The sequence below is a fragment of the Pseudomonas sp. PS01300 genome (assembly GCF_029960155.1).
Lineage (GTDB): Bacteria > Pseudomonadota > Gammaproteobacteria > Pseudomonadales > Pseudomonadaceae > Aquipseudomonas > Aquipseudomonas palmensis.
The window spans coordinates 23,466-49,996 of sequence record NZ_JASCPN010000015.1 but is presented as its reverse complement, the minus strand read 5'-3'; the positions used below and the strand labels follow the sequence as shown (position 1 = coordinate 49,996).

Below are 26,531 nucleotides of genomic sequence, written 5' to 3'. Positions count from 1 at the left end.
AAATGGTCGTGCTCCGAAGCAGGGTCAGTTGCTGAGACTTTGTACCCGTACCCGCGCGGTTCCGCTACGGAGCATGCCCAGTTGGTCGGCGGCGGCGCGTGACAGGTCGATGAGTCGACCCCGGGTATGCGGGCCGCGGTCGTTGATGCGTACCACGACGCGGCGGTCGTTGGCGAGGTTGGTGACCTGCACGCGGGTGCCGAAGGGCAGGCTGCGATGGGCGGCGGTCAGGCCGTGCTGGTCGAAGGGTTCGCCACTGGCGGTGCGTTTGCCGTGATGGCGGGAACCGTAATAGGAGGCAGTGCCGGTCTGGTCGTAACCGCGGGGGTCGAGGGTGTGGCTGGCACAGCCGGCGAGCAGGGTGAAAAGCGCGAGCAGTGCGCTGAGGGAACGCCACATGTATCCGGTTACTCCGTGGTGTGGCCTTCGCCGACAACGCCGGCTCCTGCAGGGATTGGTGCGTCCTTGTAGGAGCCGGCGTTGCCGGCGAATGCAGGCGACGCGGTTCAGCCTTCGAGCTTGCTCTTGAGCAATTGGTTCACCTGTTGCGGGTTGGCCTTGCCCTTGGACGCCTTCATCGCCTGGCCGACGAAGAAGCCGAACATCTTGCCGCGCTTGGCCTCGTCCGCCGCGCGGTACTGCTCGACCTGCTCGGCGTTGGCCGCCAGCACTTCGTCCAGCACCTTCTCGATCGCGCCGGTGTCGGTCACCTGTTTCAGGCCTTCGGCCTCGATGATCTGGTCGGCATCGCCTTCACCGGCGGCCATCTTCTCGAACACCACCTTGGCGATCTTGCCGCTGATGGTGTTGTCCAGAATGCGCTGCAGCATGCCGCCCAGTTGCGCGGCGCTGACCGGCGCCTGGTCGATCTCCAGGCCCAGCTTGTTCAGCAGGCTGCCCAGCTCGACCATGACCCAGTTGGCCGCCAGCTTGGCATCGCCACACACACCGACCACCTGCTCGAAGTAGTCGGCCTGCTCGCGGCTGGAGGCCAGCACGTTGGCGTCGTAGGCCGACAGGCCGAACTGGCTCTGGAAGCGCTCGCGCTTCTGTGGCGGCAGTTCGGGCAGGGTGGCGCGGATGGCGTCGAGGAACGCCGGCTCGATGACCACCGGCAGCAGGTCCGGGTCGGGGAAGTAACGGTAGTCGTTGGCCTCCTCCTTGCTGCGCATGGAGCGGGTCTCGTCCTTGTTCGGGTCGTACAGGCGGGTTTCCTGGATCACCCGGCCGCCATCCTCGATCAGTTCGATCTGGCGCTGCACCTCGGTGTTGATCGCCTTCTCGATGAAGCGGAACGAGTTGACGTTCTTGATCTCGCAGCGGGTGCCGAACTCGACCTGGCCCTTGGGCCGGATCGACACGTTGCAGTCGCAGCGCAGCGAGCCCTCGGCCATGTTGCCGTCGCAGATGCCCAGGTAGCGCACCAGTGCGTGGATCGCCTTGACGTAGGCCACGGCTTCCTTGGCGCTGCGCATTTCCGGCTCGGAGACGATTTCCAGCAGCGGCGTGCCGGCGCGGTTCAGGTCGATGCCGGTGGCGCCGCTGAAGTCTTCGTGCAGGCTCTTGCCGGCGTCTTCCTCCAGGTGTGCGCGGGTGATGCCGATGCGCTTGACGGTGCCGTCTTCAAGGGCGATGTCCAGGTAGCCCTTGCCGACGATCGGCAGCTCCATCTGGCTGATCTGGTAGCCCTTGGGCAGGTCGGGGTAGAAGTAGTTCTTGCGCGCGAACACGTTGTGCTCGCCGATTTCGGCGTCGATCGCCAGGCCGAACATGCAGGCCATGCGCACGGCTTCTTCGTTGAGCACCGGCAGTACGCCGGGCATGCCCAGGTCGATCAGGCTGGCCTGGGTGTTCGGCTCGGAGCCGAACGTGGTGGCGCTGCCGGAGAAAATCTTCGACTGGGTGGCGAGCTGGGTATGAATTTCCAGCCCGATCACAACTTCCCATTGCATGTGTCTGTCCCTCAGAAGCCGGTAGGTGCGCGGGTGTGCCAATCAGTCACTTGCTGATAGCGGTGCGCGACGTTGAGCAGGCGGCCTTCCTGGAAATACGGGGCCAGCAGTTGCACGCCGACCGGCAGGCCGTCGACAAAACCGGCCGGCATCGACAGGCCTGGCAGGCCGGCGAGGTTGGCGGTGATGGTGTAGACGTCTTCCAGGTAGGCGGCGACCGGGTCGCTGTTCTTGGCGCCAAGCTTCCAGGCCGGGTTGGGCGTGGTCGGGCCGAGAATCACGTCGACCTCTTCGAAGGCGGCCATGAAGTCGTTCTTGATCAGGCGGCGGATCTTCTGCGCCTGCAGGTAGTAGGCATCGTAGTAGCCGGCCGACAGCGCGTAGGCGCCGACCATGATGCGCCGCTGCACCTCGGGGCCGAAGCCTTCACCGCGCGAACGCTTGTACAGGTCGGTGAGGTCCTTGGGGTCTTCGCAGCGGTAGCCGAAGCGCACGCCGTCGAAACGCGAGAGGTTGGACGAAGCTTCGGCCGGGGCGATGACGTAGTACGCAGGGATCGCGTGCTGCATGTTCGGCAGGCTGATCTGCTTGACCACCGCGCCGAGCTTTTCCAGCTCCTTGACGCTGGCCTGGATCAGGTCGGCGATGCGCGGGTCCAGGCCGGCACCGAAGTATTCCTTCGGCAGGCCGATGCGCAGGCCCTGCAGCGAGGCGTTGAGCGGGGCGCTGTAATCGGGCACCGGTTCGTCGATGCTGGTGGAGTCCTTGGCGTCGAAACCGGCCATGGCCTGCAGCAGCAGCGCGCAGTCTTCGGCGGTACGCGCCAGCGGGCCACCCTGGTCGAGGCTGGAGGCGTAGGCAATCATGCCCCAGCGCGACACGCGACCGTAGGTCGGCTTGAGGCCGGTGAGGTTGGTCAGCGCCGCCGGCTGGCGGATCGAACCGCCGGTGTCGGTGCCGGTGGTGGCCGGCAGCAGGCGCGCGGCCACGGCGGCGGCCGAACCGCCGGACGAACCGCCCGGCACGTGTTCGAGGTTCCACGGGTTCTTCACCGCGCCGTAGTGGCTGGATTCGTTGGCCGAACCCATGGCGAACTCGTCCATGTTGGTCTTGCCCAGGGTGACCATGCCGGCCTCGGCCAGCTTGCTGACCACGGTGGCGTCATACGGCGAGACGAAGTTGTCGAGCATCTTCGAGCCGCAGCTGGTGCGCACGCCCTGGGTGCAGAACAGGTCCTTGTGGGCGATGGGGGCGCCCAGCAGGGCGCCGGTTTCACCGCCAGCACGGCGGGCGTCGGCGGCACGCGCCTGGTCCAGGGCCAGGTCTTCGGTGACGCTGATGAAACTGTTGATTTGCGGGTCGAGCTGCTGGATGCGCACCAGCAGCGTGCGGGTCAGCTCTTCGGCAGAAAAGGCTTTGTCGGCGAGTCCGCGGGCGATCTCGGCCAGGGTCAGTTGATGCATGGCAGGCTCTATTCCCTTACTCGATGACTTTAGGAACCAGGTACAGGCCGCTTTCGGTCGCCGGGGCGATGGCCTGGTAGCTGTCTCTCTGGTTACTTTCTGTTACCACGTCGGCACGCAGGCGCTGACGGGCTTCAAGGGGGTGGGCCAGTGGCTCGATGCCAGTGGTGTCGACCGCTTGCATCTGGTCGACCAAACCCAGAATACTGTTCAAGGCATCGGTAGTGCGCGGAAGATCGGCTTCATTGAGGCCCAGGCGGGCCAGGTGAGCGATCTTTTCCACGTCGCAGCGTTCAAGCGCCATGGGGATCTCCAGGGGAAAACAAAAAACGGAATTGGTCCGCGAATGAGGAACATGCTGGCAGATTTACGGTCATAAGGCCGCGATTGTGTGCTGGCTTGCTCGGAAAAACTGCCAATTTAACATATTGGCGCCTTGCCCAAAATCCCCGCCGTTGTTAGAGTTTGCCGCACTTTTTTACCCACGCGTTGCCTAGGGTCACTTTCCCATGTTCAAGAAACTGCGTGGCATGTTTTCCAGCGATCTTTCCATCGACCTGGGCACTGCCAACACCCTTATTTACGTGCGTGAGCGCGGTATCGTCCTGAATGAGCCTTCGGTTGTGGCCATTCGTACTCACGGCAACCAGAAAAGTGTCGTCGCTGTCGGCACCGAGGCCAAGCGCATGCTCGGCCGTACGCCCGGCAACATCGCTGCCATTCGTCCGATGAAGGACGGCGTGATCGCCGATTTCAGCGTCTGCGAAAAGATGCTGCAGTACTTCATCAACAAGGTTCACGAAAACAGTTTTCTGCAGCCCAGCCCTCGCGTGCTGATCTGCGTTCCGTGCAAGTCGACCCAGGTAGAGCGCCGCGCCATTCGCGAGTCGGCCCTCGGTGCCGGTGCCCGTGAAGTGTTCCTGATCGAAGAGCCAATGGCCGCCGCCATCGGTGCCGGCCTGCCGGTCGAGGAAGCCCGTGGTTCGATGGTCGTCGATATTGGTGGTGGTACCACCGAAATCGCACTGATCTCCCTCAATGGTGTGGTGTACGCCGAATCCGTGCGTGTGGGTGGCGACCGTTTCGACGAGGCCATCGTCACCTACGTGCGCCGCAACTACGGCAGCCTGATCGGCGAGTCCACCGCCGAGCGTATCAAGCAGGAAATCGGTACTGCCTACCCGGGCGGCGAAGTGCGTGAAGTCGACGTACGCGGCCGCAACCTGGCCGAAGGCGTGCCACGTGCCTTCACCCTGAACTCCAACGAAGTGCTCGAAGCCCTTCAGGAATCGCTGGCGACCATCGTGCAGGCGGTCAAGAGCGCCCTGGAGCAATCGCCACCGGAGCTGGCTTCGGACATCGCCGAGCGCGGCCTGGTGCTGACGGGTGGTGGTGCGCTGCTGCGCGACCTGGACAAGCTGCTGGCCCAGGAAACCGGCCTGCCGGTGATCGTCGCCGAAGACCCGCTGACCTGTGTCGCCCGTGGCGGCGGTCGCGCGCTGGAGATGATGGACAAACACACCATGGACCTGCTCTCCAGCGAGTGATTTGCTGACCGCCCACCCCGTCCCCCGGTTTACAGGTAGCGCCCACAGTGCTACCTGTATGTGCTGGTGGCGCGTGTGGGCGTCGTTTCCATCCATCCTGCAAGCAGGCCGGTGCGTTGCCGTATGAATGACCCCCTGAATCTTCGAGGAGCGGCCTATTAAACCGCTTTTCGCCAAAGGCCCTTCGCTGGGCGTGCACCTGCTTGTGCTGGTTGTGCTGTCTATCGCCCTGATGGTGGTGGACGCCCGCTTTACCTTGCTCAAGCCGCTGCGCAGCCAGATGGCGCTGGTGCTGATGCCTTCCTATACCATCAGCGACTTCCCGCAACGCATGTGGCAGGGCGTGGCCAGCCAGTTCGGCAGCCGCACCGAGCTGATCGCCGAGAACGAGAAACTCAAGACCGAAGCCTTGCTGCTGCAAGGTCGCCTGCAGAAGCTGGCGGCCCTGACCGAGCAGAACGTGCGCCTGCGCGAGTTGCTCAACTCCTCGGCGCTGGTCAACGAGAAGGTCGAGGTGGCCGAGCTGATCGGCGTCGACCCCAACCCCTTTACCCACCGCATCCTGATCAACAAGGGCGAACGCGACGGCGTGGTGCTGGGCCAGCCGGTGCTCGACGCCCGTGGCCTGATGGGCCAGGTGGTCGAGCTGATGCCGTACACCTCGCGGGTGCTGCTGCTCACCGACACCACCCACAGCATTCCGGTGCAGGTCAACCGCAACGGCCTGCGCGCGATTGCCAGCGGCACCGGCAATCCCGAACGCCTGGAACTGCGCCACGTGGCCGATACCGCCGACATCAAGGAAGGCGACCTGCTGGTCAGTTCCGGCCTGGGCCAGCGCTTCCCGGCCGGCTACCCGGTGGCCACGGTGCGCGAGGTGATCCACGACTCCGGGCAGCCGTTCGCCATCGTGCGGGCGGTGCCGACCGCGGCGCTCAACCGCAGCCGCTACATGCTGCTGGTGTTTTCCGACAGCCGTACCCCCGAACAGCGCGCCGCCGATGCCGCGCAGGCTCAGGAAGCGGCTGATCGCCAGGCGCAGAGCCCGATCGATGGCAGCATGCCGGCTGCCGCGCCGGGCACACCTGCCGCACCCGCTGCGCCGGGCACGCCTGCGCCAACCCCTGCACCTGCTCCTGCCGCCGCGCCCGCTGCCCCTGCAGCCGCCCCGGCCACTTCTCGGGAGAGACACTGATGAGCAGTACCCGTAGCCGCAACGGTTGGGTGGTCTGGTTGACCTTCCTGATCGGCCTGCTGCTGAGCGTGTGGCCCACGCTGCCGTTCATGGAGATTTTCCGTCCGCTGTGGCTGGCCCTGCTGCTGGCCTTCTGGACGCTGCACCTGCCGCACAAGGTCGGCATGACCACCGCATTCGTGCTGGGGCTTGCCGAGGACGTGCTGTACGGCACGCTGCTGGGGCAGAACGCTCTGGTGCTGGTGCTTATCACCTTCCTGGTGCTGTCGCTGCAGCAGCGCCTGCGCATGTTCCCCATGTGGCAGCAGAGCCTGGTGATTCTGGTGATCTTCGGCCTGGCCCAGCTGGTTCAGCTGTGGCTCAGCGCCCTGACCGGCAACCGCCAGCCGACCCTGGCGCTGGTGTGGCCGGCGGTGATCAGTGCGCTGCTGTGGCCCTGGATCAGCTTCGCCTTGCGCGGCCTGCGCCGACGCCTGAGTATCAACTGATTCGCGTTGCCCACCGACGCTGACACGGAGACGTCACATGACCCCGCTGTACCTGGCCTCTGGTTCGCCACGCCGACGTGAGCTGCTCTCCCAGATCGGCGTGCCGTTCACCCCGGTGGCCGCCAGCATCGATGAAACCCCTCTGGATGCCGAACCGGCTGACGCTTATGTCGAGCGCCTGGCGCGCGAGAAGGCGGCTGCCGGCCTGGCGGTGTTGCGCGCCAGCGGCGTGGAAGGGCACCTGGCGGTACTGGGCGCCGACACTGCGGTGGTGCTCGACGGGCAGATCCTCGGCAAGCCGCAGGGGCAGGCCGACGCCCTGGCCATGCTGGCCGCATTGTCCGGACGCGAGCACGACGTGCTGACGGCAGTGGCGGTGACCGATGGCGAGCGCTGCCTGAGCGTGAACGTTGCCAGCCGCGTCAGCCTGCGCCCCATCAGCCCCGAACAGGCCCTGGCCTACTGGGCCAGCGGCGAGCCGCAGGACAAGGCCGGCAGCTACGCGATCCAGGGCCTGGCGGCAATTTTCGTCAAGGCGCTGCAGGGCAGCTACTCGGCGGTGGTCGGCTTGCCGTTGAGCGAAACCGCCGAGCTGCTGGAGCAATTTGCCATTCCCTGCTGGCAAGGCCTGCCGCCCCGTTGAGCGAGGAACTGCCCGTACCCCTTTAATTGCTCGCCAGCGACCGCCGGGCAATCCATCATTAGCTGAAGACCTTTGACGAGAGCCTGCCATGAGTGAAGAGATTCTGATCAATATCACGCCGATGGAATCACGCGTGGCGGTGGTGGAGAACGGTGTTCTTCAGGAGGTGCACGTCGAGCGCACCCAGCGGCGGGGCATCGTCGGCAACATCTACAAAGGCAAGGTGGTGCGGGTGCTGCCCGGCATGCAGGCGGCGTTCGTCGACATCGGCCTGGAGCGCGCGGCGTTCATCCACGCCTCGGAAATCTCCCAGCGCGAAGGCGCCAGTGTCGAGACCATCAGTGCCCTGGTGCACGAAGGCCAGAGCCTGGTGGTGCAGGTGACCAAGGACCCGATCGGCTCCAAGGGCGCACGCCTGACTACCCAGCTGTCGATCCCGTCGCGCTATCTGGTGTACATGCCGCGTACCAGCCATGTGGGCATCTCGCTCAAGATCGAGGACGAAGGCGAACGCGAGCGGCTCAAGCAGGTGGTCACCGACTGCATCGCCCAGGAAAACATCCAGGACGCCGGCGGGTTCATCCTGCGCACCGCGGCCGAGGGCGCCGGCGCCGACGAGATCGTCATGGACATCCGCTACCTGCGTCGCTTGTGGGACCAGATCGGCGCCCAGATCAAGACCGTTGGCGCACCCACCGAAATCTACGAAGACCTGGGCCTGGCCCTGCGTACCCTGCGCGACCTGGTCAACCCCAAGATCGAGAAGATCCGCATCGATTCACGGGAAACCTTCCAGAAGACCACGCAGTTCGTCGCCGAGCTGATGCCGGAAATCGCCGACCGCCTGGAGCACTACCCGGGGGAGCGGCCGATCTTCGACCTGTATGGCGTCGAGGACGAGATCCAGCGTGCGCTGGAGCGCAAGGTGCCGCTCAAGTCCGGTGGCTACCTGGTGGTCGACCCGGCCGAGGCGATGACCACCATCGACGTCAACACCGGGGCCTTCGTCGGCCACCGCAACCTCGAAGAGACCATCTTCAAGACCAACCTGGAGGCTGCCACGGCGATTGCCCGCCAGCTGCGCCTGCGCAACATCGGCGGCATCATCATCATCGACTTCATCGACATGGAAGACGAAGAGCACCAGCGCCAGGTACTGCGTACCCTGGAAAAACAGCTGGAACGTGATCACGCCAAGACCAACATCATCGGCATCACCGAGCTGGGGCTGGTGCAGATGACCCGCAAGCGCACCCGCGAAAGCCTTGAACAGGTGCTGTGCGAACCATGCGCCAGTTGCCAGGGCCGCGGGAAGCTGAAGACCCCTGAGACCATCTGTTACGAAATTTTCCGCGAGATCCTGCGCGAGGCCCGCGCCTACCAGGCCGAAGGCTACCGGGTGCTGGCCAACCAGAAGGTGGTGGACCGCCTGCTCGACGAGGAATCGGGCAACGTGGCGGAGCTGGAGGCATTCATCGGGCGAACCATCCGCTTCCAGGTGGAGTCCATGTATTCCCAGGAACAATACGATGTGGTGCTGCTCTGACTCGCGTTGAAACCTACCCTGCGCTGGAAAACTGCGCGTACCGGGCCATAGTTAACGGACCACACGGGGAGCCCTTGCCATGGAGCGTCTGATCCGCGTTCTGGGCATCTTGACCCGTTGGGGGCTTGGCCTGTGCGCCTTGCTTGCCGTGCTGGTGGCGTTGTACGTCAGCCTTGGCCGCGAGCTGGTGCCACTGGTTGCCGAGTACCGCGCCGAGGTAGAGCAGAAGGCCGAGGCCGCACTGGGCATGCCGGTGCATATCGGTGCCCTGGAAGGCCGCTGGAGCGGCCTTGCGCCGGTGTTGCGCGTGCGCGACGTGCAGCTGGGCGAAGGCGCCGGCGCCTTGCGCCTGGACGAGGTCAAGGTGGTGCCTGACCTGTGGGCCAGCCTGATGCAGCGTCAGGTCCGCCTGGCCCAGGTCGAACTGGGCGGCCTGCAACTGAACCTGCACGAAGATGAAAACGGTCACTGGAGCCTCAAGGGTCTGCCGGTGCAGGACGATCAGCCACTGGATGTACAGCAGTTGCTCGAACGCAGCCAGGTGGTGGCGAAGGTGTCGGTGCTCGACAGCCAGGTGACCCTGGAGCCGTTCGCGCATGAGCCGATGACCCTGACCTATGTGAGCCTCGGGCTGCAGACCGGCAGCGTGCGCCAGCGCCTGGATGCGCGCCTGACCCTGCCCGACGGCCAGCCGATGAGCCTGAGCCTGCGCAGCCGCGTGCGCGCCGACCAGTGGCGCGACGGTGCGGTGGATGCCTACCTCAGCCTGCCACAGAGCGACTGGGCCAAATGGGTGCCGGCGCGGCTGCTGGGCCCGTACACGGCCAGCGAACTGCGTGCCGGTGGCGAGGCCTGGGTAGGGTGGGGCAAAGGCCAGTTGCAGACCGCGACGCTGCGCCTCAACGCGCCGCAGCTCAAGGGTGCGCATGCCGGTCGCAAGGCGGTAAAGGTCGAGAACCTGGCGCTCAATGCCTGGTTCAGGCGTAGCGACAAGGGCTTTGACGTGGTGCTCGATTCCCTGGCCATGAGCCTGGGCGACACCCGCTGGGAATCCCACGTTCAACTCAGGCAGAGCGCCGCCACCGAGCCGGCCGATGAAGTGTGGGCAATCCAGGCCGACCGCCTCGATTTGACCCCGCTGACCCCGCTGATCCAGGCGCTCGCGCCGCTGCCGGAGGCGGGCATGGCCGTGGTCGAGGGCCTCAAGGTCACTGGCGGCCTGCGCAATGTGCGCCTGGACGTGCGGCCCAGGGCCGAAGGCGATCAGCGCCTGAACTTTGCAGCCAACCTGGACCGCGTCGGCTTCAATGCCTACCACGGCGCCCCGGCTGCCGGGAATGTCAGCGGCAGCATCAGCGGCGACCTGGGCCAGGGCGAACTGCGCCTGGACACCGACAAGTTCATGCTGCACCTGACGCCGATCTTCGCCGACCCCTGGCATTACCTGAAGGCCAATGCACGCCTGACCTGGCGACTGGACTCCGAGGGTTTCACCCTGGTTGCGCCGTACCTTAAGGTGCTGGGTGACGAGGGCAGGATTGCCGGCGACTTCCTGATCCGGCTGCTGTTCGACGATGCACGCGAAGACTACATGGACCTGCGTGTGGGCCTGGTCGACGGCGATGGCCGCTACACCGCCAAGTACCTGCCCGAAGTGCTCAGCCCTGCGCTGGACCACTGGTTGCGCACCGCAATCCTCAAGGGCGCGGTGGATGAAGGCTACTTCCAGTACCAGGGCTCGCTGCACCACGGCGCGACCCCCGAGTCGCGCAGCATCAGCCTGTTCTTCAAGGTGCATGACGCCGAACTGGACTTCCAGCCCGGCTGGCCCCACGTGAGCAAGGTCGATGGCGACGTGTTCATCGAGGACACCGGTGTGCGGGTCAAGGCGCGCAGCGGCCAGTTGCTCGGCACCCGGGTGCGCAATGTGGACGTGAACATTCCCCATGTGAACGAAGGCGAGCATACCCACCTGTACCTGAACGGAGAGTTCGACGGGCGCCTGGCCGACGGGGTGAAGATCCTGCAGGACGCGCCGATCGGTACCGGCCCGACCTTCGCCGGCTGGGAAGGCGAGGGCCCGCTGCAGGGCAAGCTCAAGCTCGATATCCCCCTGGAGCACGGCCAGCAGCCCAAGGTGCTGGTGGACTTCAGCACCGAACAGGCGCGCCTGAAGCTGAGTGAACCGCCGCTTGAGCTGAGCCAGTTGAACGGCACTTTCCGCTTCGACTTCGACAAGGGGCTCAGCGGCCAGAACATCACCGCGCGCGCCTTCGACAAGCCCATCAGCGCACAGATCTTTGCCGAGGGGCAGCCTGGGCAACTGCAGACCCGTATCGCCGCCAAGGGCCAGATCGCCTTGAAGGCGCTGACCGACTGGCTGAAATTCACCCAGCCCTTGCCAGCCTCCGGAGAAATCCCCTACCAGTTGCAGGTCAGTGTCGGCAGCCGCGAAAACCAGCTGAGCATCGACTCTACCCTCAAGGGCCTGAAAGTGGACCTGCCGGCGCCGTTCGGCAAGGCGGTCAGCGAAACCCGGGCCACGCAGTTCAAGATGAACCTGCAAGGGCCGCAACATCGCTTCGATGTGGCCTACGCCGACGTCGCCAGGCTGGCCTATGCCGCGCCTGCCGGCAAGCTCGGCCAGGGGCGCGGTGAGCTGCTGCTGGGCAACGGCACTGCGCAACTGCCGGCCGGTCAGGGCCTGCGGGTGCGTGGCCGGCTCGCCCAGCTGGACATTGAGCCCTGGCAGAAGCAGTTCGAGCAGATGGCCGGTGACGATCCGGGTGGCAATGCCCGGCAGGTGCTCAACAGCGTGGACGTGAGCATCGGCCAGCTCAAGGGCTTTGGCCAGACCCTCAACCAGGCAGTGGTACGCCTGGACCGCGGGAGCAACTTCTGGAACCTGCGCCTGGACAGCAAGGAGGTCATCGGCACGGCCCGCCTGCCCGATGCCAAGGGCGCCCCGATCGTGATCAACCTGCCGACCCTCCACCTGCCGCCGTCCGACCCGGCCGACGCCAGCGCAGTGGACGGACCGGACCCGCTGGCCGATGTCGACCCGCGCAAGATCCCGGCGATCGACCTGAGCATCGGCAGGCTGTTCCTTGGCGATGATCTGCTCGGCAGCGTCGCGCTGAAAACCCGTCCCACCTCCAAGGGCGTGGCCCTGAACGACCTGGACCTGAACCTCAAGGGCCTGGCGATCGATGGCACCGCCACCTGGGAAGGCACGCCGGGGCGCAGCGACAGCTGGTACAAGGGGCGCCTGGAAGGCAAGAACCTGGCCGATGTGCTGACCGCCTGGGGCTTCGCGCCGACGGTGACCAGCCGCGACTTCCGCCTGGACGTGGACGGACGCTGGCACGGGTCGCCGGCCTGGGTCAGCCTCAAGCACTTCTCCGGCAACCTTGATGCCTTGCTGCGCAAGGGGCAGTTCGTCGAAGTGGAAGGCGGAGCGCAGGCCTTGCGCGTGTTCGGCCTGCTCAATTTCAACTCGATCGGCCGGCGCCTGCGCCTGGACTTCTCCGACCTGCTCGACAAGGGCCTGAGCTACGACCGGGTCAAGGGCCTGCTGGTGGCAAGCGAGGGGGTGTATGTGACGCGCGAGCCGATCAGCCTGACCGGCCCGTCCAGCAACCTCGAGCTCGATGGCACCCTGGACATGGTTCGGGACCGGGTCGATGCGACCTTGCAGGTGACCTTGCCGGTGACCAACAACCTGCCCCTGGCGGCGCTGATCGTAGGCGCGCCAGCGGTGGGCGGGGCGCTGTTCCTGGTGGACCGGCTGCTGGGGGATCGGGTGGCGCGCTATGCCAGTGTGCATTACCGCGTCGAGGGCCCGTGGAAAGAGCCTAAGATTAGCTTTATCAAACCTTTCGAGAAGTCGCGCTAGAACATGGACATGACGTCAGCGGTTATTCAGATGGTCAGCCAGGACGATGTGCCGGGCAACCTGGCGCGGGCCCGTGCCCTGCTGGAGCGGGCTGCCGAAGGGGGCGCGCGGCTGGCGGTGCTGCCGGAAAACTTCGCTGCCATGGGCCGGCGCGACAGCGCCGCCATCGGCCGGGCCGAGGCGCTGGGGGAGGGGCCGATCCTGCCATGGTTGAAACAGGCCGCCCGCGACCTCAGGTTATGGATTGTAGCGGGCACCTTGCCGCTGCCGCCGCTCGACCGGCCCGAGGCCAAAGCCCATGCCTGCTCCCTGCTGGTCGACGAGCACGGCGAGCAGGTGGCCCGCTACGACAAATTGCATCTGTTCGATGTGGATGTGGCCGACAACCGTGGCCGCTACCGCGAGTCGGACGATTATGCCCACGGCGCGCGGGTGGTGGTGGCCGATACCCCGGTGGGGCGCCTGGGCCTGAGCGTGTGCTACGACCTGCGCTTTCCCGAGCTGTACAGCGCGCTGCGTGCGGCCGGGGCCGAACTGATCAGTGCACCGGCAGCCTTTACTGCAGTAACCGGTGCGGCCCATTGGGACGTGCTGATTCGCGCCAGGGCCATAGAGACACAGTGTTACGTATTGGCGGCCGCCCAGGGCGGCACGCACCCGGGGCCACGGGAAACCCATGGCCATGCCGCCATCGTCGACCCCTGGGGGCGTATCGTTGCCCAGCAGGCCAGCGGTGAAGCGGTGCTGCTGGCGCCCCGCGACAGCAGCGAACAGGCGTCCATTCGGGCGCGGATGCCGGTGGCCTCGCACCGGCGCTTTTTTTCGCAGGACGCATTGCGGCCTGCGCACACCTCGGAGTGACTATGAGCGAGTTGTTATCCACTGTCAGCGATCACCTGCTGGCGCCGGGCGGCCTGACCCTCGACAGCCTGCAATCGGTGCTGGGCGAGTTGGCCGGGCCGGGAATCGACGCCGCCGACCTGTACTTCCAGGGCCAGATTTCAGAGTCCTGGGCGCTTGAAGACGGCATCGTCAAGGAAGGCAGCTTCAACCTCGACCAGGGGGTCGGGGTACGCGCCCAGTCTGGTGAAAAGACCGGCTTTGCCTACAGCAACGCGATCAACCTCGAAGCCCTGACTTCCGCTGCACGCGCCGCGCGCTCCATTTCCCGCGCCGGCCAGAATGGCAGCGTGCAGGCCTTCAAGAGCCAGGACGTGACCGCGCTGTATGCGCCGGGCAACCCGCTGGATGTGCTCAGCCGCGCCGAGAAGGTCGAGCTGCTCAAGCGTGTCGACGTGGCCACGCGTGCCCTGGACCCGCGTATCCAGCAGGTCAGCGTGAGCATGGCCGGGGTGTGGGAGCGCATTCTGGTGGCCGCTGCCGATGGCAGCCTGGCGGCCGACGTGCGGCCGCTGGTGCGCTTCAACGTCAGTGTGATCGTCGAGCAGAATGGCCGTCGCGAACGTGGTGGGCATGGCGGCGGCGGGCGCACCGACTACCGCTACTTCACCGACGAGCGGGTGATGGGTTTTGCCCGCGAGGCGCTGCGCCAGGCACTGGTCAATCTCGAGGCCATTCCGGCACCGGCCGGCACCTTGCCGGTGGTGATGGGCGCCGGGTGGTCCGGTGTGCTGCTGCACGAGGCGGTCGGGCATGGCCTGGAGGGCGATTTCAACCGCAAGGGCAGCTCGGCCTACAGTGGCCACCTGGGCGAGAAGGTCGCGTCCAGCCTGTGCACCATCGTCGACGACGGCACCCTCGAAGGGCGCCGCGGTTCGTTGAGCGTGGATGACGAAGGCACCCCGACCGAATGCACCACACTGATCGAGAACGGCATTCTCAAGGGCTACATGCAGGACAAGCTCAATGCCCGCCTGATGGGCATGGCAGTCACCGGCAACGGGCGGCGCGAGTCGTATGCGCACCTGCCGATGCCACGCATGACCAACACCTACATGCGCGCCGGCGAAAGCGACCCGGCGGAGATCATCGCCTCGGTCAAGCGTGGCATCTACTGCGCCAACCTCGGCGGTGGCCAGGTGGACATCACCAGCGGCAAGTTCGTGTTCTCCACCAGCGAGGCTTACCTGATCGAAGACGGCAAGATCACCGCGCCGGTCAAGGGTGCGACGCTGATCGGCAACGGCCCCGAGGCCATGAGCCGGGTGTCGATGGTCGGCAACGACCTGTCGCTGGACAGTGGTGTGGGTACCTGTGGCAAGGATGGGCAGTCGGTGCCGGTGGGCGTTGGCCAGCCGACCCTGAAGATCGATGCGATCACCGTGGGTGGCACGGGCGCATGAGCATGGAACCGGGCGGGCAGGGTGCCTGCCCGGTGGCGAGAATCAGCGCAGGCCGCGCTGGATTTCGTCGAGGTCGCGGATGTACTTGAAGATCTTGCGGCTGGCGGTGGGCGCCTTGTTGCGCGCCAGCTCGTGCTGGGCCTGGCGGATCAGCGAGCGCAGCTGCTGGCGATCGGCGTCCGGGTATTCCTGGACGAACTTCTCCAGTACGTCGTCGGTGCCGCCGATCAGCCGGTCGCGCCAGCGTTCGAGGTTGTGGAAGCGTTCGTTGTACTGGCGTGAAGAGGCGTCGAGCTGGTCGAGCAGCGCGAGGATCGCGTCGATGTCCTGGTCGCGCATCAGCTTGCCGATGAACGACTTGTGACGGCGCTTGGCTTCGTTCGCGGTGTGCCGCTTGTGCTCTTCCAGGGCCGCGCGCAGTTCGTCGGTCAAGGGCAGTTTGGCCAGGATATCGGGCTTGAGCGTGGTAAGGCGCTCGCCCATATCAACCAGCGCCTGCATCTCGCGCTTGATTTGGGTTTTGCTTTTTTCGCCGTCGAAGGCGGTGTCGTAAGAATCAACCATGGGGGCAGTCCGCTGAGAATCGCCGCCATGATAACCAGTCGGGGGCCGCTTGTCCGGTCCGGTCGTAGATTGACCCGAGCCGAACGCAGAATTTGAGTGGAGAAAACCATGAGTGCAGTCCAGAGCGTAGGTCCGCAGGCCCTGCCGGCGTTGCAGGAACAGGTCGAACAGATCATCGCCGAAGCCCGGCGCCAGGGCGCCAGCGCCTGCGAAGTGGCCGTATCGCTGGAGCAGGGGTTGTCGACCTCGGTGCGCCAGCGCGAGGTGGAGACGGTGGAGTTCAACCGCGACCAGGGCTTCGGCATCACCCTGTATGTGGGCCAGCGCAAGGGCTCGGCAAGCACCTCGGCCAGTGGCAGCGATGCCATCCGCGAAACCGTGGCGGCGGCCCTGGCCATCGCCAAGCACACCTCCGAGGACGAATGCTCGGGCCTGGCCGACCCGGCCCTGATGGCCCGTGACCTGCAGGACTTCGACCTCTATCATGCCTGGGACATCACCCCCGAGCAGGCCATCGAAAAGGCCCTGGCCTGCGAAGCCGCGGCGTTCGACACCGATGCCCGCATCAAGAACGCCGATGGCACCACACTCAGCACCCACCAGGGATGCCGGGTGTACGGCAACAGCCACGGCTTCATCGGTGGCTACGCCTCCACCCGCCACAGCCTGAGCTGCGTGATGATCGCCGAAGGTGACGGGCAGATGCAGCGTGACTACTGGTATGACGTGAACCGCCAGGGCGAGCTGCTGGCCGATCCGCAGAGTATCGGGCGTCGCGCTGCGCAGCGTGCGGCGGCGCGCCTGGGCGCACGTCCGGTGCCGACCTGCGAGGTACCGGTGCTGTTCTCGGCGGAGCTGGCCGGCGGGTTGTTCGGCAGTTTCCTGTCGGCGATTTCCGGCGGCAACCTGTACCGCAAGTCGTCGTTTCTGGAAGGCTGCATGGGCCAGCGCCTGTTCCCCAGCTGGCTGACTCTGGACGAGCGGCCGCACCTGCAGCGTGCCCTGGGCAGTGCCTCGTTCGATGGGGACGGCCTGGCGACCTATGCCAAGCCGTTCGTCGAAAATGGCGAGCTGGTGTCGTATGTGCTGAGCACCTATTCCGGACGCAAGCTGGGGCTGCCAAGCACCGCCAACGCCGGTGGCGTGCACAACCTGTTCGTGACGCATGGGGTCGAAGATCAGGCTGCATTGCTGCGCCGCATGGGGCGCGGGTTGCTGGTGACCGAGCTGATGGGGCATGGCTTGAACATGGTGACCGGTGACTATTCGCGCGGCGCAGCGGGGTACTGGGTGGAGAACGGCGAGATCCAGTTTGCGGTTCAGGAAGTCACGATTGCCGGCAACATGAAGGACATGTTCCAGCAGATTGTCGCTATCGGCAACGATCTTGAAACCCGTAGCAATATTCACACAGGCTCGGTGCTGATCGAGCGCATGACGGTCGCCGGCAGCTGACACCGCCGGCCTGTGCGCGGTCCCCGTAGGCGCCGGCGTTGCCGGCGAAGGGGCCACCTCAGGTTACACATCGAAGCCCGGCCCCGTGCCGGGCTTTTTGCTTTTCGCCTTTGGTCGCACTTGAACTGATTATGATTATCACTTAATAATGACTATCATTATCTAGGCGATGATGTTCATGAGACCTGTCCTTCACGAATTGCCCTACCTCGAAAACTGGCGCTGGCTGAGCCGGCGAATTCGCTGTGCCCTCGAGCCCGACGAGCCGCGCCTGATCGAACACTACCTGGCCGAAGGTCGCTACCTGGTCTGCTGCACCGAGACCTCGGCCTGGACCGTCGCCTTGACTTCCTTCCGCCTGCTGCTCGACACCGCGTGCGACCGCATGCTGCCGTGGCATTGGCGCTGCTTGTGCCTGGACCAGGCCTGGAAGCCGCTGCTGCAGCTGCGCAAGCTCGACGGCGGCGAGCACGGCCAGCGCTGGCAGCCCTTCGCCCTGCAACTGGCGAACTGCACGCTGCTGCCTTCGATTTCTTTCGCTGAACTGATGCAAGGACTTGATGATGAGTAATACCCGTATCGAGCGTGACAGCATGGGTGAGCTGCAGGTGCCGGCCGAGGCCCTGTATGGCGCCCAGACCCAGCGCGCGGTGAACAACTTCCCGATCAGCCAGCAGCGCATGCCGACCCAGTTCATCCGGGCCCTGCTGCTGGCCAAGGCCGCCGCCGCCAAGGCCAACGTCGAGCTGGAGCAGATCAGCCAGGCACAGGGCGCTGCCATCGTCACCGCCGTGGAACAGTTGCTGGCTGGCGATTTCATGCAGCACTTCCCGGTCGACGTGTACCAGACCGGCTCCGGCACCAGCTCCAACATGAATGCCAACGAGGTGATCGCGACCCTGGCCAGCCGTGTGCTGGGCGACACGGTAAACCCCAATGACCATGTCAACTGCGGCCAGAGCAGCAACGACATCATCCCCACCACCATCCACGTGAGCGCCGCGCTGGCCCTGCACGAACAACTGCTGCCGGCGCTCAGGCACCTGGTGCAGGTGATCGAGCACAAGGCCGAGCAGGTGCACCCGTTCATCAAGACCGGTCGCACCCACCTGATGGACGCCATGCCCGTGCGCATGAGCCAGGTGCTGGGCGGCTGGGCGGCACAGGTCAAGGCGGGCATCGGTCACCTGAACGACACCCTGCCAAGCCTGCAGGCCCTGGCCCAGGGCGGCACTGCGGTGGGCACCGGGATCAACGCCCACCCCGCGTTCGCCGCGCGTTTCAGCCAGCAACTGAGCGGCCTGACCGGGGTGCAGTTCGTGCCGGGGGAAAACCTGTTTGCCCTGATCGGCTCGCAGGACACCGCCGTGGCTGTTTCCGGCCAGCTCAAGGCCACCGCGGTGGCCCTGATGAAGATCGCCAACGACCTGCGCTGGATGAACTCCGGCCCGCTTGCCGGGCTGGGCGAGATCGAGCTTGAAGGGCTGCAGCCCGGCTCCTCGATCATGCCGGGCAAGGTCAACCCGGTGATTCCGGAAGCCACCGCCATGGTGGCCGCGCAGGTCATCGGCAACGACGCGGCCATCGCCGTGGCGGGCCAGTCGGGCAACTTCGAACTGAACGTGATGCTGCCGATCATTGCGCAGAACCTGCTGGGCAGCATCGAGCTGATGGCCAATGTGAGCCGTCTGCTGGCCGACAAGGCCATCGCCACCTTCAAGGTCAACGAACCCAAGCTCATGGAAGCCCTGGCGCGCAACCCGATCCTGGTGACCGCGCTGAACCCGATCATCGGCTACCAGAAGGCTGCCGAAATCGCCAAGACCGCCTACAAGCAGGGGCGCCCGATCATCGAGGTTGCGCTGGAACACACCGACCTGCCGCGCAGCCAGCTGGAAGTCCTGCTCGACCCTGAAAAACTCACGGCCGGCGGTATCTGACACCGCCCACCGCTTCGGAGGTTTCTGTCATGCAGCATTGGAAACGCACCACTGAAATAGCCAACCGCCTGTTCCAACAGGGCGATCTGGTGGATGCCCGCGAGTTGTACTTGCAGGCCCTGGCCTTGGCCCAGGTGTTGTTCGAGCGCTGGCAGGACGCCGACGAGGCGGTGGCCGCCTGTGTGATTTCGCACCACAACCTGGCCGACCTGCATTTGCGCCTCAAGCAGCCGCAGGAGAGCGCCGAGTACCTATGCGCCATCCACCAGCGCCTGTTGCAGGCCAGCCAGGATCAGCGCCTTTCGCCGTTGCTGCGCGATGCGGCGCTGCGCCAGAGCAGCAAGACCTACACCGAACTGCTCAATTTCATCAGCGAGTATGGCCAGTACCCCCGTACCGAACGCCTGCTCTACCGCCAGGGGGCGCAGCCGGCACTGTTTGCCGGCCAGGAACAACTACAGCCCCCAGCCCTTCATTATGGAACCCACTGATATGCCGCATACCTTGCCTGCATTGCCGTACGCCTACGATGCGCTGGAACCGCACATCGACACCCAGACCATGCAGATTCACCACAGCAAGCACCACCAGACCTACATCAACAACCTCAATGCCGCCATCGAGGGCACCGAATACGCCGAGTGGCCGATCGAGCAGCTGGTCGCCAGCGTCAAGAGCCTGCCGCAGAATCTGCAGGCCGCAGTGATCAACCAGGGCGGCGGGCATGCCAACCACAGTCTGTTCTGGACGGTGATGGCGCCCGGCGGCGGCGGTCAGCCCCACGGCGCGGTGGGCGAGGCGATCGATGACCAGCTGGGCGGTTTCGAGGCATTCAAGGACGCCTTCACCAAGGCTGCGCTGACCCGCTTCGGCAGTGGCTGGGCGTGGCTGAGCGTAACGCCGCAGAAAACCCTGGTGGTAGAGAGCAGCGGCAACCAGGACAGCCCGCTGATGAATGGCAATACGCCCATTCTTGGCCTGGACGTGTGGGAGCATGCCTACTACCTGCTGTACCAGAACCGTCGCCCCGAATACATCGGCGCCTTCTACAACGTGATCAACTGGTCCGAAGTAGAGCGTCGCTACGTTGCTGCCCTGGTGTGAGTCCTAGCGGCATGCGCTCGGAGGTGATGGCCATTGGCGGTGTGCGCCTGTTCAGGTTGGCGCTGGGCACACTGCTGCTGTTGGTGGGGACGGCGTTGCTGCTGGTACAGGGCTTCGCCTGGCTGGACCTGGAACCGCGGATGTTGCGTGCGCTTGAGGGCGGGGCCATGTGTGCGCTGGGCACTGCCCTGGGCGCAGTGCCGGTGTTGGTGATTCGCAGCATGCCGGTGGCCGTGGCCGATACCCTGATGGGGTTCGGCGCAGGCGTGATGCTGGCCGCCACGGCGTTCTCGTTGATCATCCCGGGGCTGGACGCCGCACAGGCGGTCGGCTTCGGCAAATGGGGGGCAGGTGGCCTGATCAGCTTCGGCCTGCTGTTCGGTGCGTTCTGCATCTACCTGGTGGACCGCAGGGTCTCGGGCGCAACACCGGACGACCTGGTCGCCGTGCCCGGCAGGCCGGTGATTCCGGCGCGCATCTGGGTGTTCGTGATTGCCATCATTGCCCACAACATCCCCGAAGGCATGGCCATCGGGGTGTCGGCCGGTGGCGGCATGCCGGATGCCGACAGCCTGGCCATGGGTATCGCCCTGCAGGATGTGCCAGAGGGGCTGGTGATCGCGCTGGTGCTGGCTGGAGCGGGGATGGGCCGTTTCAAGGCGTTTGTGATCGGCGCGGCATCCGGGCTGGTGGAGCCACTGGCGGCGGTACTGTGCGCGTGGGTGGTGAGCGTCGCCGAACTGATGCTGCCGCTGGGCCTGGCTTTCGCTGCCGGGGCCATGTTGCTGGTGGTGACCCAGGAGATCATTCCCGAGTCACGCAGCAACGGCAATCATCGCCTGGCCAGCCTGGGGCTGTGCATCGGGTTCTGCCTGATGATGGTGATGGATACCGCGTTGTCCTGAAGCGAGAAGGCGAGGTTACTCGCCTTCGTCGAAATAGTTGTTGATCAGTTCGACCAGGCCTTGCAGCGCTTCGGCTTCCTGTTCGCCTTCGGTCTTGAGGTGGATGCTCGTGCCCTTGCCGGCGGCGAGCATCATCACGGCCATGATGCTCTTGCCATCGACCATCGACTCCGGGGTACGGCCTACACGCACCGAACACGGGTACTTGCCCGCCACGCCAACGAACTTGGCCGCTGCCCGGGCGTGCAGCCCCAGCTTGTTGATAATCTCGATTTCAATTGCGGGCATCGCGGGCGGGATCCTGAGGGCTAGAGGTCGCGGTGGCGAACCTGGACGTTCTTCAATGTTTGTTGCAGCACCTGGCCCAGGCGTTCGGTGATGTACACCGAGCGATGATGACCGCCGGTGCAGCCGATGGCGATGGTGACATAGGCCCGGTTGCTGGCGGCGAACCGTGGCAGCCACTTGAGCAGGTACGACGAAATGTCCTGGAACATCTCCTCGACGTCCGGTTGCGCGGCCAGGTAGTCGATGACCGGTTGCTCCAACCCCGAATGATCCCGCAGCTCGGGCTTCCAATAGGGGTTGGGCAGGCAGCGCACATCGAACACCAGGTCGGCGTCGACCGGCATGCCACGCTTGAAGCCGAACGACTCCACCAGAAACGCCGTGCCAGGCTCGGGCTGGTTGAGCAGGCGCAGCTTGATCGAGTCGCGCAGCTGGTACAGGTTGAGGTTGGTGGTGTCGATCTTGAGGTCGGCCAGGTCGGCGATCGGCCCCAGCAGGTCGCTCTCTACCCGGATGGCTTCGGCCAGGGAGCGTTGCGTGTTGGTCAGCGGGTGGCGCCGGCGCGTCTCCGAGAAGCGCTTGAGCAGGGTTTCCTCGTCGGCGTCCAGGTACACCACATCGCAATGGATGTGCTTGCTGCGGGCATCCTCCAGCAGCTCGGGGAAGCGGCTCAGGTGGCTGGGCAGGTTGCGCGCGTCGATGGAAACGGCCACCAGCGGCTGCAGCAGCTCGGTATTGATCAGTGCGTTTTCGGCCAGTTGCGGCAACAGCCCGGCAGGCAGGTTGTCGATGCAGTAGTAGCCGTTGTCCTCAAGTACCGCGAGCGCGGTGCTCTTGCCGGAGCCGGAGCGACCGCTGACGATGATCAAGCGCATGTTCAGTGCCCGTTTTGCACGTCCAGTACGACCTGGTACAGGGATTGGCTATCGGTGGCCGCGCGCAGTTTGTCGCGCACGTCCTTGCGGTCGAGCATGCTGGCGATCTGGCGCAGCAGCTCAAGGTGCGCATCGGTGGCGGCTTCCGGGACCAGCAGCAGAAACAGCAGGTCGACGGGGGCGCCATCGATGGCGTCGAAGTCGATGGGAGCGTCCAGGTGCAGCAGGGCGCTTACCGGTTTTTCACAACCTTTCAAGCGGCAGTGGGGGATGGCGATACCATTGCCGAAGCCGGTCGAACCCAGTTTTTCACGGGCGATCAGGCTCTCGAACACGGTTTGGGTGTCCAGCTCGGGTACTTCCTTGCCGATCAGATTGGCAATCTGTTCGAGCGCACGCTTTTTACTGCCGCCCGGCACGTTCACGAGGGAACGGCCGGGGGTCAGGATATCTTCTAGTCGGATCATGGGTGGGGGGGATCAGCGGGCCGCTGCACCTTGCAGGAGGCTTTGCTGTTTTTCCTTGTGTTTTTTCAGTTGGCGGTCGAGCTTGTCGGTAAGGGCGTCGATCGCTGCATACATGTCTTGATGTTCGGCGTTGGCAACCACTTCGCCGCCCGGGATCTGCAAGGTAGCCTCAATTTTCTGCTGAAGCTTTTCGACCTTCATGATCACCGTCACGTTGGTGATCTTGTCGAAGTGACCCTCCAGTCGTTTCAGCTTCTGCTCGACATACTCGCGCAGTGGCGGAGTGACTTCTACATGCTGTCCACTGATATTGACTTGCATACAGCTTCTCCTTTTGTTGCCGGTGCATAAGAGGCAGGTGTTGCGCCTGCCACTGAATTGCGGTGGCACATCTCAGGGGATGTCACATCAATCGCTTGCGTTCGCTCGACGGTGCAATGCCAAGGGACTCGCGGTACTTGGCGACGGTGCGACGGGCTACCTGGATGCCTTGTGCCTCCAGTAAACCAGCGATCTTGCTGTCACTCAATGGCTTTTTCTGATTTTCAGCCGCGACCAGTTTCTTGATGATCGCGCGGATCGCCGTGGACGAGCATTCGCCGCCCTCGGAGGTGCTCACGTGGCTCGAGAAAAAGTATTTCAGTTCGTAGATGCCGCGCGGGGTGTGCATGTATTTCTGCGTGGTCACCCGCGAAATGGTCGACTCGTGCATGCCCACCGCCTCGGCGATATCGTGCAGTACCAGCGGTTTCATCGCCTCGTCGCCGTGGTCGAGAAAGCCGCGCTGGTGCTCGACGATCTGCGTGGCCACCTTCATCAGCGTCTCGTTGCGGCTCTGCAGGCTCTTGATGAACCAGCGCGCCTCCTGCAACTGGTTGCGCATGAAGGTGTTGTCGGCGCTGGTGTCGGCGCGACGCACGAAACCGGCGTATTGCGGGTTGACCCGCAGGCGCGGCACGGCTTCCTGGTTCAGCTCGACCAGCCAGCGGTCGGAATCCTTGCGCACGATGACATCGGGCACCACGTATTCGGCTTCGCTGGACTCGATCTGCGAGCCGGGGCGCGGGTTGAGGCTCTGTACCAGTTCGATGACCTGGCGCAGTTCGTCTTCCTTGAGCTTCATGCGACGCATCAGCTGGCTGTAGTCGCGGCTGCCGAGCAGGTCGATGTAGTCGCTGACCAGGCGCTGCGCCTCGGCCATCCACGGCGTACGCGGCGGCAGCTGGCGCAGTTGCAGCAGCAGGCATTCGCTGAGGTTGCGGGCACCGATGCCGGCGGGCTCGAACTGCTGGATGCGGTGCAGCACGGCCTCGACTTCGTCGAGTTCGATGTCCAGTTCCGGGTCGAACGACTCGCACACCTCTTCGAGGGTTTCCTCGAGATACCCCTGGTTGTTGATGCAGTCGATCAGCGTCACGGCAATCAGCCGGTCGGTGTCGGACATCGGTGCCAGGTTGAGCTGCCACAGCAGGTGGCTCTGCAGGCTCTCGCCGGCGGAGGTGCGGGTGGTGAAGTCCCACTCGTCATCGTCATTGCTGGGCAGGCTGCTGGCGCTGGTCTGGTAGATGTCTTCCCAGGCCGTGTCGACCGGCAGTTCGTTGGGGATGCGCTCGTTCCATTCGCCTTCTTCGAGGTTGTCCACCGTGGGGGCGGACTCCTGGAAGCTGCTCTCCTGAGGTTCGGCAACCGGCTTGGTCTCGGCGTTGTCGGCCATCGGGTCGCTGTTGTCGAAATCCTCGCCTTCTTCCTGGCGTTCGAGCATCGGGTTGGACTCCAGCGCCTCCTGGATTTCCTGTTGCAGGTCCAGGGTGGAGAGCTGGAGCAGTCGGATAGCCTGTTGCAACTGAGGAGTCATCGTCAGTTGCTGGCCCATTCTTAGGACGAGCGATGGTTTCATGGCTGGGGCTTAACACCTTATTCGCCGGCGCACAGGCGCCATCTACTACAAGGGCGCGAGAGGCGCCAACTTTAAGCAAATTATATGCCTGAAATCAAAGCGTTTGCCTAGAGCGCTGGAACAATTAACCCCGGGTGGAGCCATTTGCCAGCGCCCAGGCAGCGCCATGTTCAGCCATGTGCCGCAGCTTACAGGCGGAACTCGTGGCCGAGGTACACCTCTTTCACCAGGTCGTTGGCCAGGATGGTCTGTGCATCGCCTTCGGCGATCAACTGGCCATCGTTGACGATGTAGGCGGTCTCGCAGATATCCAGGGTTTCACGGACGTTGTGGTCGGTGATCAGCACGCCGATGCCCTTGGCCTTCAGGTGGTGGATGATCTGCTTGATGTCGCCCACGGAGATCGGGTCGACACCGGCGAAAGGTTCGTCGAGCAGGATGAACTTGGGCGCGGTGGCCAGTGCCCGGGCAATCTCCACCCTGCGCCGCTCACCACCGGACAGGCTCATGCCCAGGTTGTCGCGGATGTGGCTGATGTGAAATTCCTGCAGCAGGCTTTCAAGCTCCTTGCGGCGACCATCGCGGTCGAGCTCCTTGCGGGTCTCGAGGATCGCCATGATGTTGTCGGCCACCGACAGCTTGCGAAAGATCGAGGCTTCCTGCGGCAGGTAGCCGATGCCGGCACGTGCGCGACCATGCATGGGCTGGTGGCTGACGTCCAGGTCGTCGATCAGCACGCGGCCCTGGTCGGCCTGTACCAGGCCGACGATCATGTAGAAGCAGGTGGTCTTGCCGGCGCCGTTGGGGCCGAGCAGGCCGACGATCTGGCCGCTGTCGATGGACAGGCTGACATCACGCACGACTTGCCGGCTTTTGTAGGCCTTGGCCAGGTGCTGGGCTTTGAGGGTTGCCATCTACTCGGCCTTCTTCTTCGGCTGGATCACCATGTCGATGCGCGGACGCGACTCGGTGACTTTGCCACCGCGACCAGCGGTAGCGATCTGCTTCACCGTGTCGTAGACGATTTTCTCGCCTTCGGTGGTGTTGCCTTCATTGATGACCTTGGCGCGGTCGATCAGCACGATGCGGTTCTGTGGCGCATTGTACTGAATGGTCTTGCCGTAGCCCTGCATCTTGTCCGGCTTGGCTGCGCTCTGCTGCTGCTCGAAGTAGGCCAGGTTGCCCACCGAGGTCACGACGTCGATATCGCCGGAGGCAGTGCGGGTGATGGTCACGGTGTTGCCTTTGATCATCATCGAGCCCTGGGTGATGATCACGTCACCGGTATAGGTGGCAACGCCTTTCTTGTCATCCAGTTGAGCCTGGTCAGCCTGGATACGGATAGGCTGATCACGGTCGTTCGGCAGGGCCCAGGCGCTCGCGCTTCCCAGTGCTGCGCTCAGGCTGAGCAAAAAGGGGAGGGTTTTAACGAGCCTCATACTGTCCTCTTACGTTGGACAGCAGGTTCATCCTGCCGTCTTTCAGATACGCTTTCATTCCCTTGCCCGTAGTTGTGCCACCGGCGCCGTCGATTCTAACGGCTTGCTCGGTCTGCGCATATTGCTTCTGCGGGAAGACTGTCATGCGGGTAGTGGTAATGATGGTTTCGCGGTTCTGGTCGTCGGTGCGGGCAACCCGCACGTTGTCGATCAGTTCCACTTCGGTGCCGTCCGGGTTGACCTCGCCGCGGGTGCTCTGCACGTGCCACGGGTAGGCGGTACCGCGGTACATGTTGAGGTCCGGCGTGGTCAGCAGCGTCACTTCGCTGACCTTGAGGTGTTCGACCTTGTCGGCGGTCATCTCGTACTGCAGCTTGCCATCGGGCAGAAACTGCACGCTGTGGGCATTGATGGCGTAGTAGTCGATGGCGCTTTCGTCGACCTGCGCTGCGGGCTTGTCGAGGAACGTCTCGGGGCTGATGTTCCAGTAGCCGACCGCTGCAAACAAGGCAGCGATCACACTGAACAGCGCGATATTGCGGATCTTTTTACTGAACATGGATCG

General features: G+C 64.5%; 27 protein-coding genes. 14 read left to right on the top strand and 13 right to left on the bottom strand.

The annotated features are described in order from the left end of the window. Nucleotides 1-24 precede the first annotated feature (24 nt). From QMX96_RS10630 to gatC, 4 genes are all read right to left on the bottom strand, one after another. The gene (locus QMX96_RS10630) at nt 25-399 is read right to left on the bottom strand and encodes a septal ring lytic transglycosylase RlpA family protein (protein WP_282361769.1); all 375 of its coding nucleotides are present in this window, start codon (nt 397-399) and stop codon (nt 25-27) included. Nucleotides 400-506: 107 nt separating this feature from the next. Then, nucleotides 507-1,952 carry an Asp-tRNA(Asn)/Glu-tRNA(Gln) amidotransferase subunit GatB gene (gene gatB, locus QMX96_RS10625; RefSeq protein WP_054916385.1) on the bottom strand — a complete coding sequence of 482 codons (1,446 nt, stop codon included), beginning with the start codon at nt 1,950-1,952 and terminating at the stop codon, nt 507-509. An 11-nt stretch (nt 1,953-1,963) separates the two neighbouring features. Beyond that, nucleotides 1,964-3,415 (bottom strand): Asp-tRNA(Asn)/Glu-tRNA(Gln) amidotransferase subunit GatA, encoded by a 1,452-nt coding sequence (gene gatA, locus QMX96_RS10620; protein ID WP_282361768.1) that lies wholly within the window; start codon nt 3,413-3,415, stop codon nt 1,964-1,966. A 16-nt stretch (nt 3,416-3,431) separates the two neighbouring features. Beyond that, nucleotides 3,432-3,719, bottom strand: coding sequence for an Asp-tRNA(Asn)/Glu-tRNA(Gln) amidotransferase subunit GatC (gene gatC / locus QMX96_RS10615; RefSeq protein WP_043862477.1), 288 nt, complete (start codon nt 3,717-3,719; stop codon nt 3,432-3,434). Between the two features lie 205 nt (nt 3,720-3,924). On the opposite strand from gatC, the gene mreB reads away from it, so the two are divergent. From mreB to tldD, 8 genes are all read left to right on the top strand, one after another. Continuing rightward, a complete protein-coding gene (gene mreB, locus QMX96_RS10610) occupies nt 3,925-4,962 on the top strand; it encodes a rod shape-determining protein MreB (RefSeq protein ID WP_008371426.1) in 1,038 nt (345 codons plus the stop codon). Nucleotides 4,963-5,119: 157 nt separating this feature from the next. Next, nucleotides 5,120-6,157, top strand: coding sequence for a rod shape-determining protein MreC (gene mreC, locus QMX96_RS10605; protein ID WP_080922886.1), 1,038 nt, complete (start codon nt 5,120-5,122; stop codon nt 6,155-6,157). Continuing rightward, the gene (gene mreD / locus QMX96_RS10600) at nt 6,157-6,645 is read left to right on the top strand and encodes a rod shape-determining protein MreD (RefSeq protein WP_043862475.1); all 489 of its coding nucleotides are present in this window, start codon (nt 6,157-6,159) and stop codon (nt 6,643-6,645) included. The genes mreC and mreD overlap by 1 nt, the downstream gene beginning before the upstream one ends. Nucleotides 6,646-6,682: 37 nt before the next feature. After that, a complete protein-coding gene (locus QMX96_RS10595) occupies nt 6,683-7,288 on the top strand; it encodes a Maf family protein (RefSeq protein WP_043862474.1) in 606 nt (201 codons plus the stop codon). An 88-nt stretch (nt 7,289-7,376) separates the two neighbouring features. After that, nucleotides 7,377-8,834, top strand: a complete 1,458-nt coding sequence (gene rng, locus QMX96_RS10590) for a ribonuclease G (RefSeq protein WP_043862473.1) — start codon at nt 7,377-7,379, stop codon at nt 8,832-8,834. Between the two features lie 79 nt (nt 8,835-8,913). Beyond that, a complete protein-coding gene (locus QMX96_RS10585) occupies nt 8,914-12,729 on the top strand; it encodes a YhdP family protein (protein ID WP_282361767.1) in 3,816 nt (1,271 codons plus the stop codon). A gap of 9 nt (nt 12,730-12,738) precedes the next feature. Next, entirely contained in the window at nt 12,739-13,590 is an 852-nt protein-coding gene (locus tag QMX96_RS10580) for a carbon-nitrogen hydrolase family protein (protein ID WP_054916383.1), read from the top strand. A gap of 2 nt (nt 13,591-13,592) precedes the next feature. Beyond that, nucleotides 13,593-15,032, top strand: coding sequence for a metalloprotease TldD (gene tldD / locus QMX96_RS10575; RefSeq protein WP_043862470.1), 1,440 nt, complete (start codon nt 13,593-13,595; stop codon nt 15,030-15,032). A 42-nt stretch (nt 15,033-15,074) separates the two neighbouring features. Here the strand turns inward: tldD and yjgA are convergent, their stop codons facing one another. Next, nucleotides 15,075-15,596, bottom strand: coding sequence for a ribosome biogenesis factor YjgA (yjgA, locus tag QMX96_RS10570; protein WP_043862469.1), 522 nt, complete (start codon nt 15,594-15,596; stop codon nt 15,075-15,077). Nucleotides 15,597-15,704: 108 nt separating this feature from the next. Here yjgA and pmbA point away from each other — a divergent pair, with 108 nt between their 5' ends. The 6 genes from pmbA to QMX96_RS10540 all read left to right on the top strand — a co-directional run bounded on the left by pmbA (nt 15,705) and on the right by QMX96_RS10540 (nt 21,000). After that, complete coding sequence (pmbA, locus tag QMX96_RS10565; RefSeq protein WP_043862468.1) at nt 15,705-17,051, top strand: metalloprotease PmbA; 1,347 nt, start codon at nt 15,705-15,707, stop codon at nt 17,049-17,051. 169 nt (nt 17,052-17,220) lie between these two features. After that, entirely contained in the window at nt 17,221-17,622 is a 402-nt protein-coding gene (locus QMX96_RS10560) for a hypothetical protein (protein ID WP_043862467.1), read from the top strand. Continuing rightward, nucleotides 17,615-18,991 (top strand): class II fumarate hydratase, encoded by a 1,377-nt coding sequence (locus QMX96_RS10555; protein WP_282361766.1) that lies wholly within the window; start codon nt 17,615-17,617, stop codon nt 18,989-18,991. Before QMX96_RS10560 ends, QMX96_RS10555 begins: the two co-directional genes overlap by 8 nt. A gap of 29 nt (nt 18,992-19,020) precedes the next feature. Beyond that, nucleotides 19,021-19,482 carry a hypothetical protein gene (locus QMX96_RS10550; RefSeq protein WP_043862465.1) on the top strand — a complete coding sequence of 154 codons (462 nt, stop codon included), beginning with the start codon at nt 19,021-19,023 and terminating at the stop codon, nt 19,480-19,482. 1 nt (nt 19,483) lies between these two features. After that, nucleotides 19,484-20,095 (top strand): superoxide dismutase, encoded by a 612-nt coding sequence (locus tag QMX96_RS10545; protein WP_043862464.1) that lies wholly within the window; start codon nt 19,484-19,486, stop codon nt 20,093-20,095. 11 nt (nt 20,096-20,106) lie between these two features. Continuing rightward, nucleotides 20,107-21,000, top strand: coding sequence for a ZIP family metal transporter (locus QMX96_RS10540; RefSeq protein WP_078479973.1), 894 nt, complete (start codon nt 20,107-20,109; stop codon nt 20,998-21,000). A gap of 15 nt (nt 21,001-21,015) precedes the next feature. Here QMX96_RS10540 and QMX96_RS10535 read toward each other — a convergent pair whose 3' ends face one another. From QMX96_RS10535 to lptC, 8 genes are all read right to left on the bottom strand, one after another. Further along, nucleotides 21,016-21,288 carry an HPr family phosphocarrier protein gene (locus QMX96_RS10535; RefSeq protein WP_043862462.1) on the bottom strand — a complete coding sequence of 91 codons (273 nt, stop codon included), beginning with the start codon at nt 21,286-21,288 and terminating at the stop codon, nt 21,016-21,018. 20 nt (nt 21,289-21,308) lie between these two features. Continuing rightward, a complete protein-coding gene (gene rapZ, locus QMX96_RS10530; RefSeq protein ID WP_043862461.1) occupies nt 21,309-22,163 on the bottom strand; it encodes an RNase adapter RapZ in 855 nt (284 codons plus the stop codon). A gap of 2 nt (nt 22,164-22,165) precedes the next feature. Then, nucleotides 22,166-22,630: a PTS IIA-like nitrogen regulatory protein PtsN gene (gene ptsN, locus QMX96_RS10525; protein WP_043862460.1), complete on the bottom strand. Its 465-nt coding sequence runs from the start codon at nt 22,628-22,630 to the stop codon at nt 22,166-22,168. A 12-nt stretch (nt 22,631-22,642) separates the two neighbouring features. After that, complete coding sequence (raiA, locus tag QMX96_RS10520) at nt 22,643-22,951, bottom strand: ribosome-associated translation inhibitor RaiA (RefSeq protein ID WP_043862459.1); 309 nt, start codon at nt 22,949-22,951, stop codon at nt 22,643-22,645. A gap of 82 nt (nt 22,952-23,033) precedes the next feature. Beyond that, nucleotides 23,034-24,527 (bottom strand): RNA polymerase factor sigma-54, encoded by a 1,494-nt coding sequence (locus tag QMX96_RS10515; RefSeq protein ID WP_043862458.1) that lies wholly within the window; start codon nt 24,525-24,527, stop codon nt 23,034-23,036. Between the two features lie 188 nt (nt 24,528-24,715). Further along, on the bottom strand, nt 24,716-25,441 hold the full coding sequence (gene lptB, locus QMX96_RS10510; RefSeq protein WP_043862457.1) for an LPS export ABC transporter ATP-binding protein: 726 nt from the start codon (nt 25,439-25,441) through the stop codon (nt 24,716-24,718). Then, entirely contained in the window at nt 25,442-25,966 is a 525-nt protein-coding gene (gene lptA / locus QMX96_RS10505) for a lipopolysaccharide transport periplasmic protein LptA (protein WP_054916380.1), read from the bottom strand. It abuts the gene before it with no gap. After that, a complete protein-coding gene (gene lptC / locus QMX96_RS10500) occupies nt 25,953-26,525 on the bottom strand; it encodes an LPS export ABC transporter periplasmic protein LptC (protein ID WP_282361762.1) in 573 nt (190 codons plus the stop codon). Before lptC ends, lptA begins: the two co-directional genes overlap by 14 nt. Between the last annotated feature and the right edge of the window lie 6 nt (nt 26,526-26,531).